Origin of the sequence: Sphingomonas sp. NPDC019816 (assembly GCF_050274375.1) — a bacterium.
Classification (GTDB): domain Bacteria; phylum Pseudomonadota; class Alphaproteobacteria; order Sphingomonadales; family Sphingomonadaceae; genus Sphingomonas.
Genome location: NZ_JBNNOB010000113.1, coordinates 1 through 12,536 on the forward strand (window position 1 = coordinate 1; position 12,536 = coordinate 12,536).

Annotated in this window: 11 protein-coding genes and 1 riboswitch; of the genes, 8 read left to right on the forward strand and 3 right to left on the reverse strand. The window is 67.8% G+C overall.

Annotation, left to right across the window (positions count from 1 at the left end):
• The 4 genes from ACQKJZ_RS14660 to ACQKJZ_RS14675 form a co-directional block, all read left to right on the forward strand.
• Positions 1 to 2,060 (forward strand): glutamate synthase-related protein (locus tag ACQKJZ_RS14660; protein ID WP_427731864.1); only part of this gene is annotated, 2,060 nt, incomplete at its 5' end.
• A 352-nt stretch (positions 2,061 to 2,412) separates the two neighbouring features.
• On the forward strand, positions 2,413 to 3,492 hold the full coding sequence (locus ACQKJZ_RS14665) for an AI-2E family transporter (RefSeq protein ID WP_312487628.1): 1,080 nt from the start codon (positions 2,413 to 2,415) through the stop codon (positions 3,490 to 3,492).
• Positions 3,493 to 3,615: 123 nt separating this feature from the next.
• On the forward strand, positions 3,616 to 4,143 hold the full coding sequence (locus ACQKJZ_RS14670; RefSeq protein ID WP_427731866.1) for an OmpA family protein: 528 nt from the start codon (positions 3,616 to 3,618) through the stop codon (positions 4,141 to 4,143).
• 53 nt (positions 4,144 to 4,196) lie between these two features.
• Entirely contained in the window at positions 4,197 to 4,538 is a 342-nt protein-coding gene (locus ACQKJZ_RS14675) for a hypothetical protein (protein WP_427731868.1), read from the forward strand.
• 139 nt (positions 4,539 to 4,677) lie between these two features.
• Here the strand turns inward: ACQKJZ_RS14675 and ACQKJZ_RS14680 are convergent, their stop codons facing one another.
• On the reverse strand, positions 4,678 to 5,748 hold the full coding sequence (locus tag ACQKJZ_RS14680; protein ID WP_427731870.1) for a threonine aldolase family protein: 1,071 nt from the start codon (positions 5,746 to 5,748) through the stop codon (positions 4,678 to 4,680).
• A gap of 47 nt (positions 5,749 to 5,795) precedes the next feature.
• Positions 5,796 to 5,905: riboswitch (SAM-I-IV-variant riboswitch) on the reverse strand.
• A gap of 126 nt (positions 5,906 to 6,031) precedes the next feature.
• Between ACQKJZ_RS14680 and ACQKJZ_RS14685 the strand changes: the two genes are divergently transcribed.
• On the forward strand, positions 6,032 to 7,099 hold the full coding sequence (locus ACQKJZ_RS14685) for a LacI family DNA-binding transcriptional regulator (protein WP_427731872.1): 1,068 nt from the start codon (positions 6,032 to 6,034) through the stop codon (positions 7,097 to 7,099).
• A 177-nt stretch (positions 7,100 to 7,276) separates the two neighbouring features.
• On the forward strand, positions 7,277 to 8,689 hold the full coding sequence (locus tag ACQKJZ_RS14690; protein ID WP_427731874.1) for a sugar porter family MFS transporter: 1,413 nt from the start codon (positions 7,277 to 7,279) through the stop codon (positions 8,687 to 8,689).
• A 199-nt stretch (positions 8,690 to 8,888) separates the two neighbouring features.
• On the opposite strand, the gene ACQKJZ_RS14695 is transcribed toward ACQKJZ_RS14690, so the two are convergent.
• Both ACQKJZ_RS14695 and ACQKJZ_RS14700 read right to left on the reverse strand, forming a co-directional pair.
• Positions 8,889 to 10,130 (reverse strand): ROK family protein, encoded by a 1,242-nt coding sequence (locus ACQKJZ_RS14695; protein WP_427731876.1) that lies wholly within the window; start codon positions 10,128 to 10,130, stop codon positions 8,889 to 8,891.
• 99 nt (positions 10,131 to 10,229) lie between these two features.
• A complete protein-coding gene (locus tag ACQKJZ_RS14700; RefSeq protein WP_427731882.1) occupies positions 10,230 to 11,429 on the reverse strand; it encodes a PQQ-dependent sugar dehydrogenase in 1,200 nt (399 codons plus the stop codon).
• Between the two features lie 173 nt (positions 11,430 to 11,602).
• Between ACQKJZ_RS14700 and rimP the strand changes: the two genes are divergently transcribed.
• Both rimP and ACQKJZ_RS14710 read left to right on the forward strand, forming a co-directional pair.
• Entirely contained in the window at positions 11,603 to 12,181 is a 579-nt protein-coding gene (gene rimP / locus ACQKJZ_RS14705) for a ribosome maturation protein RimP (RefSeq protein WP_427731878.1), read from the forward strand.
• The coding region (locus tag ACQKJZ_RS14710; protein WP_427731880.1) for a NusA N-terminal domain-containing protein at positions 12,181 to 12,536 on the forward strand (356 nt) is incomplete at its 3' end. The genes rimP and ACQKJZ_RS14710, both read left to right, overlap by 1 nt.

A 12,536-nucleotide genomic window follows, 5' to 3' on the forward strand; every position in this document is an offset into this window, starting at 1 on the left:
ACCCGGACGTGGTGAACTCGCTGCAAAAAGCGGTGCACAGCGGCGAGTACAGCGACTACCAGGCCTACGCCAAGCTGGTGAACGAGCGGCCGATCGCCATGCTGCGCGATCTGCTGGCCATCACGCCGAAAGGTGAACCGATCCCGGTCGATCAGGTCGAACCGGCGGAGTCGCTGTTCAAACGCTTCGACACCGCGGCGATGTCGATCGGCGCACTGAGCCCGGAAGCGCACGAGTCGCTGGCGATCGCCATGAACGGTCTCGGCGGCTTCTCCAACTCTGGCGAAGGCGGCGAAGATCCGGCGCGCTACCGTACCAACAAGGTGTCGCGCATCAAACAGGTGGCCTCCGGCCGCTTCGGCGTGACGCCGGCCTACCTGGTGAACGCCGACGTGATCCAAATTAAGGTCGCGCAAGGCGCCAAGCCGGGCGAAGGCGGCCAGCTACCGGGCGACAAAGTCACTCCGTACATCGCCAGATTGCGTTATTCAGTGCCGGGCGTGACGCTGATCTCCCCGCCGCCGCACCACGACATCTATTCGATCGAGGATCTCGCGCAGCTCATCTATGACTGCAAGCAGATCAACCCGCGTGCGCGCGTCTGCGTCAAACTGGTCAGCTCGGCGGGCATCGGCACGGTCGCGGCGGGCGTGGCCAAGGCGCATGCCGACGTCATCCTGGTGTCGGGCCATGTCGGCGGCACGGGCGCCTCGCCCCAGACGTCGATCAAATATGCCGGTACGCCCTGGGAAATGGGCCTGTCGGAGGTCAACCAGACGCTGACCCTCAACGGTCTGCGCGGGCGTATCCGCCTGCGTGCGGATGGTGGCCTGAAGACCGGCCGCGACATCGTGATCGCGGCGATCCTGGGTGCGGAGGAGTTCGGCATCGGCACGCTGAGCCTCGTGGCGATGGGCTGCATCATGGTGCGCCAGTGCCATTCGAACACCTGCCCGGTCGGCGTCTGCGTGCAGGACGAGCGGCTTCGTGCCAAGTTCACCGGCACGCCGGAAAAGGTCATCAACCTGATGACCTTCATCGCCGAGGAAGTCCGCGATATCCTGGCGCGCCTCGGCGTGCGGTCGCTGGACGAGGTGATCGGGCGGACCGAGCTGCTGCGGCAGGTCAGCCGTGGCGCGGAGCATCTCGACGATCTCGATCTCAATCCGGTGCTGGCCAAGGTCGATGCGACCGATGCCGAGCGGCGGTTCAGCCTGTCGACCTTCCGCAACGAAGTGCCCGACAGCCTGGATGCGCAGATCATCAAAGATGCCTCGGCCGTCTTCTCGCGCGGCGAGAAAATGCAGCTGACCTATTCGGTGCGCAACACGCACCGCGCGGTCGGCACCCGCCTGTCGAGCGAGATCACCCGCAAGTTCGGGATGAGCAAGCTGGCCGATGGCCACGCCACCGTGCGGCTGCGTGGGAGCGCGGGCCAGTCGCTGGGCGCGTTCCTGTGCAAGGGCGTGACGCTCGAAGTGTTCGGCGACGCCAACGACTATGTCGGCAAGGGCCTGTCGGGCGGCACGATCATCGTGCGGCCTGCGGTCAGCTCGCCGCTGGCCAGCCAGAAGAACACGATCATCGGCAACACCGTGCTCTACGGCGCGACGAGCGGAAAGCTGTTCGCGGCGGGCCAGGCGGGCGAGCGGTTCGCGGTTCGCAACTCGGGCGCGACCGTGGTGGTCGAGGGCTGCGGCGCGAATGGCTGCGAGTACATGACCGGCGGCACCGCGGTCGTACTGGGTGAGGTCGGCGCGAACTTCGGCGCGGGCATGACCGGCGGCATGGCCTTCATCTACGACCCCGAAGAGCGGTTCGCACGCCGTGCCAACCCTGAGAATATCGTGTGGCAGCGCCTGGCCTCCACGCATTGGGAAGGTGTGCTGCGGGGCCTGATCGAGGAACACGCCGCGCGCACCGACAGCAAATGGTCGAAGGGCCTGCTGGAGGATTGGGACCGGGTGGCCGGGCATTTCTGGCAGGTCTGCCCCAAGGAAATGCTGACCCGTCTGGCGCATCCGCTCGACGATAGCGTCGCGGCGGTGGCGGCGGAGTAACGGGACGATCCTCCCCGGTACGGGGAGGTGGCATCGCGGAGCGATGACGGAGGGGGCTCGCCGCATGGGACGTACCCAGTGGCGAGCCCCCTCCACCATGCTGTGCATGGTCCCCCCCCCGCGCCGGGGGAGGAATAGCCAAAACCTCCGTTCAGCCTGAGCGACGTCGAAGGCCACGCGGCTTCCTGTCCACGAGCGCGGGCAACGGCATTCCCTTGGCCTTCGACTTCGCTCAGGCTGAACGGAGGCGGGGGCTTTCCCATTCCTGCCATCGCCGTCATCCCCTAAACCAAATCACGGAACCGTTCCGACAGCGTGACGGTTGGGGCGCGATGCGAAAGGGGACGGCTGTATGACCATCGATCGTCACAAGATCGAACGTGGGGGATTCATCCTGTTCCTCGCGCTGATCACCATCGGGCTGGTCACGGTCATTTCGGGCTTCCTGATGGCGCTGCTCTGGGCCGCGCTGGCGGCGATCCTGTTCCAGGCGCTGTTCGGCTGGTTGCTGACCAGGACCGGGGGGCGGCGCAATCTGGCGGCCGGATTGACGATGCTCATCATCACCTTCGCGGTGGTGGTGCCGACCCTGCTGATCGGCAGCATGGTCGTCGACCAGGCCAGCGGCGTCTACATGAAGATGCGCAGCGGCCAGATCGACTTCGCCCAATATTTCCAGCAGATCCGCGATGCGCTCCCCACCCGCCTGCGTCAGGCGATGGACAGTTCGGGCATGGGCAGTCTCGAAGGGCTGCAACAGCGCATCTCGCGCACCTTGAGCAGCAGCGTCAGCCAGATCGCGACCCAGGCGCTGTCGATCGGCCGCAACGCCTTCGCCTTCGCGCTGGCCTTCGGCGTCGGCCTCTATGTCGCCTTCTTCCTGATCCGCGACGGCGAGCGTCTGGGCCCCGCCTTCGTCCGCGCGCTGCCGCTGGAGCGGGGCGTCGCCGCGCGGTTGGCAGAGACGTTCGTCGCGGTGGTGCGTGCCACCATCAAGGGGTCGGTGATCGTCGGGCTGGTGCAGGGCGCGCTGGGGGCGATCACCTTCTGGATCGTCGGCGTGCCGGCCGCGCTGCTCTGGGGCGTGCTGATGGCGATCGCGGCGCTGCTGCCCGCGATCGGACCGGCGATCATCTGGGGGCCGGTCGCCATCTATCTGCTCGCCACCGGTGCGATCTGGCAGGGGGCGGTGGTCATTGCCTCCGGCGTGCTGGTCATCGGCCTGGCCGACAATATCCTGCGGCCCATCCTGGTCGGGCGCGACACCGGCCTGCCCGACTGGATCGTGCTGTTGACCACGCTCGGCGGGATCGAGCTGCTGGGCCTGAGCGGCATCGTCGTCGGCCCGGTCGTCGCGGCGCTCTTCCTGGCAGGCTGGCGCATCCTGAGTGAAGAGCGCGGCGTCGTGCTGCCCGAGACGGAAACCGCCTGACCCACGCCGGCCCATTTCGGACCGGCGGCGCGTGCAAAGCCGGTTTGCGCCGGGCCCTCGCGCTACCTATGGTCCGCGCCCGGGGCGGGCTGGCCGGATCGGGCCGGACAATGGGGTAGGGACATGCGATTGCGACTGGGGGCCTGGGGGACGATGGCCGGGCTTGCCGGACTGCTGGGTGGCTGCGGCGATGGCGGCGCGGTGGCGCGCCGGGCGGGCTCCAGCGGCACCTCGCTCGAACTGCCCGTGCCCGAGCCTTCGCCGAGCGCCAAGGCACCCAGCACCACCGAGACGCAATCCGACGCGATGGTGATCGGCTTTCCCGAGGGCGGAGCTTCGCTGAACGGGGAAGCCAGGACGATGCTCGACCGGCTGGCGGCCGAGCCGGCGGTGCGCAGCGGTCGTCTGACCCTGCGCGGTCATTCGGATAGCGACGGCGATGACGCGGGCAATCGCCGCATGTCGCGCCAGCGGGCCGAGGCGGTGCGCGACTATCTGGCGGGCAAAGGCATCGCGCGCGACCGGATGGAGGTGATCGCGCTCGGTGAGACCCGCCCCATCGCCCCCAATGCCAAACCCGATGGTAGCGACGACAGCGCCGGCCGCGCGCGTAACCGCCGGGTGGAGATCGCGATCGACCCGGCCCGCTGATCGAAGCGGCGCCAGCGATTGCCCGCCCCGTCACCGGATCGTAAGGCCCCGTCATGGCCAAGGGTGATCGACTGGCGCGGCTCGACGCGCACCGCGAAGAAATGGAAGGCGAGTATCGCGAGGCGCTGATTGCCGCGCTACGGACCACGGCGGCGGGCAAATGGGGTCTGTTCGATCACCGCAAGGACAAGGTGGCCCGCGCGGCGGCGGCGCCGGTCGTCGCCCAACTGAGCGAGATGGGCGAGGAGATCGACGCGGCGCGAGAACAACTGGGCCTGCCGCCCTTCGCGCTCCATGCCGAATTTCTCGCATCGCGCGGCCCGGTGGGGCCGGAGGCGGTGGGCGAACCCAAACAGGCCCAGGCCTGGCTCGATCGCCTGACGGCGAAGGGGTAGCACCAATCCTCCCCGGCACGGGGAGGGGGACCATCCGAAGGATGGTGGAGGGGGCGTTCCGCAAAGGACGCCCTGTGTGGAAGCCCCCCTCCGTCAGGGCTTCGCCCTGCCACCTCCCCGTCCCGGGGAGGAATGGACTTTACGCCGCCTGCAACGCCTCCACCGCCACGGCCGCGATGTCGTCGCCCAATTCGTCCACTCGTGCCGGATCGGCGTCCCAAGCGAACATGAAGCGCGCGCCACCGCCGATAAAGGTATAGAAGCGCCAGCCCCTGGCGCGCAGCCCCTCCAGCACCGCCGGCGGCGCGCTCAGGAACACGGCATTGGCCTCTACCGGAAACATCGGCGCGATGCCGGGCAGCCCCGCGACCCGCGCCGCCAGCCTCTGCGCACAGGCATTGGCGTGCGCTGCGTTGCGCAGCCATGCGCCGCTGTCGAGCATGCCGATCCAGGGCGCGGCCAGATAGCGCATCTTGGACGCCAGCTGCCCCGCCTGCTTGCAGCGATAGTCGAAATCCTCCGCCAGTACGGGATCGAAGAACAGGATGGCCTCGCCGACCGCCATGCCGTTCTTGGTGCCGCCGAAGCACAACACGTCGACGCCCGCGCGCCACGTCATGTCGGCGGGCGAGCAGCCAAGCGCGGCACAGGCATTGGCGAAGCGTGCGCCGTCCATGTGCAGGCGCAGGCCCAGTTCGCGGCAGGTCGCAGACAGCGCGTGGATTTCGGCCAGCGTATAGACCTGGCCGGTCTCGGTCGGCTGGGTGATCGTCACCGCGCGGGGTTTCGGGAAGTGGATGTCCGAGCGGCCGGTGGCGAGCGCGCGCACCGCGTCCGGGGTCAGCTTGCCGTCCTCGGTATGGGCGACGAGCAGCTTCGATCCGTTGGAGAAGAATTCGGGCGCGCCGCATTCGTCGGTCTCGACATGCGCGGAGGCCGAGCAGATGACGCTGTGATAGCTCTGGCAGAGCGCCGCCAGCGCCAGCGAATTGGCCGCCGTGCCGTTGAAGGCGAAGAACACCTCGCACTTGGTCTGGAACAGCGTGCGGAACGCGTCGGCGGCGCGGTCGGTGAAGGGGTCCTCGCCATAGGCGGGGACATACCCGCCATTCGCCTCGGCCATGGCCTCCCAGGCTTCGGGGCAGATGCCGGCGTAATTGTCGCTGGCGAATTGCTGGGGGGCAGTATGCCCGGAATTGACCGCGTCCATCACAAATCCTTCGTGCCTGTTTGGCGCGAGCCGGGTGAGGAAGTGGCGGTTCGTCCCGTTGTTGCCGGTTCGGCCACATCCCTCTCCATCTGGAAAGGCACCACCTTGCCGGGGGGCAGGTTGGTGCCGGGCAATGGCCCGACTCTTGATGCTGATGCGGTGCATAACGGCATGGATCGTCCGAATCAAGTCGGGCCCGACGTACCCGCCGCCGGAAAGGGCCAACAGGAAAAGGGTGGCAAAGCATTGCACATCGGGTCCGAAACGTGGAAGCGTAAACGTTATGAACATCAGGACCACGCGGCGCGGAAGCAGCGCTCCCACGATCAGCGACGTCGCACGCGCCGCCGGCGTGTCGTTGATGACCGTCTCGCGCGTCATCAACAACGAAGCCAATGTCCGCCCCGTCACCCGCGAAAAGGTCGAGGCGGCGATTGCGCAGCTCAACTATTCGCCCAATCCGGCGGCGCGCAGCCTGGCGGGGGCGGCGCAGATCCGCATCGGCATGCTCTACAGCAACCCCAGCCAGAGCTTCCTCAGCGAATTCCTGCTCGGCACGCTGGACCAAGCGTCGCGACTGGACGTGCAGATGGTGGTCGAGAAGTGCGAGATCGGCGACCATGAGGTGGAGGTCGCACGCCACCTGATCGCGGGCGGGATCGACGGGGTGATCCTGCCGCCGCCGCTGTGCGAGGCGGATGCGGTGCTGGCCCTGCTGCGCGAGGCGCGTGTACCGGCCGTGGTGGTCGCGACCGGTCGCCCGCCCGAGGAACTGCCCGAGGCGACGATGGCGGTGCGCATCGACGACCGCGCGGCGGCCGAGGCGATGACCCGCCACGTCATGACCCTGGGCCATCGCCGGATCGGCTTCATTCGCGGCAACCCCAATCTGACCGCCAGCGCGCGGCGGTACGAAGGCTTCCGCGCCGCGCTCGACGCGATGGGCGTACCGTTCGACGAGGATCTGGTCGCGCCGGGCCTCTACAATTACCGCTCGGGGCTGGATGCGGCCGAGCGGCTGCTCGACCTGGCCGAGCCGCCGACCGCGATCATCGCGTCCAATGACGACATGGCGGCGGCCACGGTGGCGGTGGCGCACCGCCGGGGCCTGGACGTGCCCAGCGACCTGACCGTCTGCGGCTTCGACGACACCACGCTGTCGACGACGATCTGGCCCGAGCTGACCACCATTCACCAGCCCATCGCCGACATGGCGCGCGCGGCGGTGGAGATGATGGCGACCGTCATCCGCCAGAAGAATGCCGAGGCCGCACCCCATCGCATGCTCGACTACAGCCTGATCCGCCGTCAGTCGGACGCCGCCCCGCGCCGCCGTCCGCGCGGGATATGAGGCGTAGGGTACGATTGGCCATGGCACCTGCGCATGCATGCGCGCTTGACGCGGCGATGTTTTAAGATAGCGTTACCATATTGGCCGGCGGCATGAGGCCCCGGTGACAGGACGACCCCGCACGGATAGGCGAAGACGCCACGCGCGGACGAGGAGAGGGCCCGAGTGACCGATAATATGAGAGGATTGGACGCCGCGCGCGTCAATCATGGTTTCATCGCCGCCATCGTGGTCGTCGCGACCATCGGCGGCTTCATGTTCGGCTATGACTCCGGCGTCATCAACGGCACCCAGAAAGGGCTGGAGTCCGCGTTCGACCTGGGTCGCCTGGGCGTGGGCGTCAATGTCGGCGCGATCCTGGTTGGCTCGGCGATCGGTGCGTTCGGTGCCGGCCGGCTGGCCGACGCGCTCGGCCGCCGCAACGTGATGATGCTGGCCGCCGGCCTGTTCCTCATCAGCGCGATCCTGGCGGGCGCGGCGAGCAGCTCGGCCATCTTCATCCTGGCCCGCATCATCGGGGGGCTGGGCGTCGGCGCGGCCAGCGTCATCTCGCCCGTCTATATCTCCGAGGTGACCCCGGCCTCGATTCGCGGCCGCTTGTCGAGCGTGCAGCAGGTGATGATCATCACCGGCCTGACCGGCGCGTTCGTCGCGAACTTCGCGCTGGCCCGCTATGCCGGTGGCTCGACCGCCGAATTCTGGCTGGGCTATCCCGCCTGGCGCTGGATGTTCTGGCTTCAGGCGATCCCGGCGGCGATCTATTTCGCCGCGCTGTCGATCATCCCGGAGAGCCCGCGCTTCCTGGTCGCCAAGGGCCGTGATGCCGAGGCGCACACCGTCCTGACCAAGCTGTTCGGCGAGGCCGAGGCGACGCGCAAGGTCGCCGACATCCGCCGCTCGCTGTCCGCCGACCAGCACAAGCCCAAGCTGTCGGACCTGATCGACAAGACGACCGGCAAGATTCGCCCCATTCTGTGGGCGGGTATCGGCCTGGCGGTGTTCCAGCAGCTCGTCGGCATCAACGTCGTCTTCTATTATGGCGCGACCCTGTGGGAAGCGGTCGGCTTCTCGGAGGATTACGCGCTCCAGACCAACATCCTGTCGGGCGTGCTGTCGATCGCGGCGTGCCTGTTCACCATCGCGACCGTCGACAAGATCGGCCGCAAGCCGCTGCTGCTGATCGGCTCGGCGGGCATGGCGGTGACGCTGGCGATCGTCGCCTATGCCTTCTCGACCGCCGTCACCGGCGCGGACGGCGCGGTGTCGCTGCCCGGTAATAACGGCGTGATCGCGCTGGTTGCGGCGAACCTGTACGTCATCTTCTTCAACGCCAGCTGGGGTCCCGTGATGTGGGTCATGCTGGGCGAGATGTTCCCGAACCAGATTCGCGGATCGGGCCTGGCCGTCTCGGGCTTCGCCCAGTGGATCGCCAATGCCGCCATCTCGGTCAGCTTCCCTGCGCTCGCCGTGTCGCCGGGTCTGAGCGTGACCTATTTCGGCTATGCCTTCTTCGCGGCGGTGTCGTTCTTCTTCGTCCGCGCCATGGTCAACGAAACCCGTGGCCGCGAGCTGGAGGATATGGCGGGATAATCGCCATAGTAATGTGAGACGCCTGATAGGCCCGCCTTCCCCAGGAAGGCGGGCCCATTTTTTGCCACCCTCCGTTCAGCCTGAGCGAAGTCGAAGGCCAAGGCGTTCCGGCGGCCTCAAAGGCATTGGGACAGGTTTCAGCGTGGCCTTCGACTGCGCTCAGGCTGAACGGAGCGGGGGGATGGGAAGTGGGGCGCCCCTAACCCCGCCCGGCCTGCATCAGGATCGAATCGGACGGCAGCAGCCGGTCCATGAAGGGCAGCATCGCCGCGCCGATCGCGGGGGCGTCTTGCGCCATATGCGCCGGGCGGATGTCGGGCCGGGTGGGCAGGTCGATCGCCGCCAGCGCCTGCGCGACCGCTGCCGCCAGCCGCGCGTTGAGGCAGGCGGGCAGGCGCCCCCCGATCAGGATCGCGTCGGGATCGAACAGCGTGGTGACCGCGACCAGTGGCTGGACCAGCGCGGCGACCGAATCGGCGACCCATCGGTCGATGACCGCGAGCGACGCGGGATCGTCCATCGTCGCCAGCGCCTCGGGCGAGGCGAGACTCTGCCCCACCGCCGCCAGCCGGGTGCGCAGCGCGGCGAGCGAGACGCAATCCTGCACCACCGCGCCGTCACGCCCGGCGGTGGGGTCGGGCATCAGCCCGATCTCGCCCGACCTGCCATGCGCGCCGCGATGATAGGTGCGGTCGATCACCAATCCGCCACCCAGCCCGGCGGTGATCAACAGATAGAAGAAGCTGGGGCAGTCAAACGCCTCGTCATATTGGGCCTCGCCCAGCGCGGCGGCGGCAGCGTCATTGTCGCGGTGGATCGGCCAGGGCAGGACGGGGGCGAGCAGCGCCTTTACGTCGATCGCATCCCATTGGTCATAGCCCTGGGGCTGGTCGGGCAGCGAGCGGCCGACATCGTCGGGCATGGCGACGCCGACGCCCAATATGCGCTCGCGCGCCACCTCGCCCTCGACCAGCGCGGCGGGCAGCGCCTCCTGCACGAAGGCCAGCACCTGGTCGGGGCCGGCAAAGGCGATCTCGCGGGTGGTGCGCGCCCGCACCCGTCCTGCCAGGTCGAGAATGGCGAGCGACAGGTGGTCGCGGTCGATGGTCAGGCCGATGCCGAACGCGCCGTCGGGGCACAGCTCGATCTTCAGCGCCGGCTGGCCGCGCCCGCCATGCAATCGCCCGGCATTGCGGATCAGCCCCATCTCCATCAGCCGGCCGGTGATGTTGGCGATGGTCGGCGCGGTCAGCCCGGTCTGGTTGGCGATCGCCACCCGCGTCGACTCGCGGTGGAAGCGGATGACCTGCAGCACGGTGCGCAGATTATAATCGCCCGCACGCTCGAGATTGGTGCCCGACAGTCCGCGCGACAAGCGCGCGTCCCGCGCATGGCCCTCGGCGCGGCGGCGGCCCGGTGGTGTCGCGTGCGGCGATGTCATCTATGTCTCTCCCCGCCGCTTCTTCGACATGATGGGGGCATCAGGTCAAGCTGTGCCGTCGTCGTCGCGCATACGATAACGGCACGGATCGGGGTTCGATCAGGCGGGGGTCAGTTTGATGAGACGCCCCTGCGACTCGCCGCCATCCTCCAGGACATAGATGGCGCCGTCGGGGCCCTGCTCGACCTCGCGGATGCGCGCGCCCATGTCCCACTGGTCGCCCTTCGCGGCACTGGTGCCGTTCAGGTCGACGCGGATCAGCGCTTTGCTCGACAGGCCGCCGATAAAGGCGTCGCCGCGCCATTGCGGGAAGAGCGAGCCCGAATAGATCATCAGCCCACCCGGCGAGATGACCGGGTTCCACCAGACCTTGGGCGCTTCATAGCCGTCGCCTGCGCGGTGATCGGGAATGTCGCGCCCGTCATAATGCGATCCGTTGGACGCGTTGGGCCAGCCATAGTTGCGGCCTGGCAGGATCAGATTGACCTCGTCGCCGCCCTTGGGGCCCATTTCCTGTTCCCACAGATTGCCGCTGGCGTCGAAGGCGAGGCCGAGCAGGTTGCGATGGCCATAGGACCAGACGGCCGGATCGAACCCCTGCGCCGCCAGCGGATTGCCCGGCGCGGCCTTGCCGTCCAGGGTCAGGCGCAGCACCTTGCCCAAGGTCGCTTTGGGGGCTTGCGCGGGCGTGAACTTCTGCCGCTCGCCGGCGGTCAGGAACAGATATTGGCCATCGGGGGAGAAGGCGATGCGACCCGAATAATGGCCGTCGCCCGTCACCGCCGGGGTCGCAGCCCACAGGGTCTCGATGCCGGTCAGCTGCGCGGTGCCGTTCGCCGCCTGCAAGCGCCCGCGCGCCAGCACGACGCGTTTGCCGCCATCGGCAGCGGCGGAATAGGTGAAATAGACGCGGCCGCTCTGCGCGAAATCGGGGGCGAGGACCACGTCCATCAACCCGCCCTGGCCCGCCGAATCGACCGGGATGGTCGCCACCGTCTGGCGTGTCTTGCCGTCCGCGCCGACCAGCAGCATCCGCCCGTCCTTCTCGGTCACCAGCATCCGGCGGTCGGGCAGGAAGGTCATCGCCCAGGGCGCATCGAAATCGGCGATGACGGTTCGGCCGAAGGGCTGTCCGTCGACCACCGTCGCGGGCGGGGTGGCGGAAGCGGAGGGCGAGGGGCTGGGCGTGCCGGGGGTCACCGTCACCGGGGGCGTGTTCCCCGTCTCGTCGGGGCCGGGGCCATTGCCCGAACAGGCGAGAAGGGCCACCGGCAGGGCGGCAAGCAACGGCATCTTCATCATCGATTCTCCCGGATGGACCGTTCCGGCCCGATCGGCCGCCAACGCTTCGACATCACAGCTTGTTTCGTGACGCCATTCCAGCTATAGAATGACACATTCTCTTACATCGTCGGGTGAAAGAGGCTGCGGGACGGGTTCCGCGGCACCGATCCGGCACATCTGGAGCTTTCATGGCGGACATCGCCCTTCTGACGCAACTCATCGAACCCGAGGCCAAGGCGCTCGGCTTCGAACTCGTGCGCGTGAAGATGTATGGCGGAACGTCGGACCCCACGCTTCAGGTGATGGCCGAGCGTCCCGATACGCGCCAGCTGAACATCGACGACTGCGCCGACCTGTCGCGCCGCATCTCGGACGTGATGGACGCGCTGGAGGCCGAGGGCCGCGACCCGATCGACCATGCGTATCGGCTGGAGGTCTCATCGCCCGGTATCGACCGCCCGCTGACCCGGCTGAACGACTTCGCCGACTGGGCCGGGCATGAGGCGCGGATCACGCTCGCCGAGAAGCTGAACGGCCGCAAGCAGTTCAAGGGTGATCTTGCCGGGGTCGAAGGCGAAACTGTCGTCATCGTCGATGGGGAAGAGGTTCGCCACGAACTGCCCTTCACCGCGATCGAAGACGCCAAGCTCGTCATGACCGACCGGCTGATTGCCGCGACGGTGCCGCTGTCCGTCGAGGGCGCGGAAGAGGTTTATTATCAGGACGCGCCCGAACAGGACGGCGCCACCACGGAAGGACGGCACTGATGGCTACCGCCATTTCCGCCAACAAGGCGGAACTGATCGCGATCGCGAATGCGGTCGCCTCGGAAAAGATGATCGACAAGGGCATCGTCATCGAGGCGATGGAGGACGCGATCCAGCGTGCCGCCCGTGCCCGCTACGGCGCCGAGAACGACATCCGCGCGAAGCTCGATCCGAACTCGGGCGACCTGCGTCTATGGCGCGTCGTCGAGGTGGTCGAGCAGGTCGACGATTATTACAAGCAGATCGACCTGAAGGGTGCCGAGAAGCTGCAAAAGGGTGCCGCGATCGGCGACTTCATCGTCGATCCGCTGCCCCCGATCGAATTCGGCCGCATCGCGGCGCAGGCGGCCAAGCA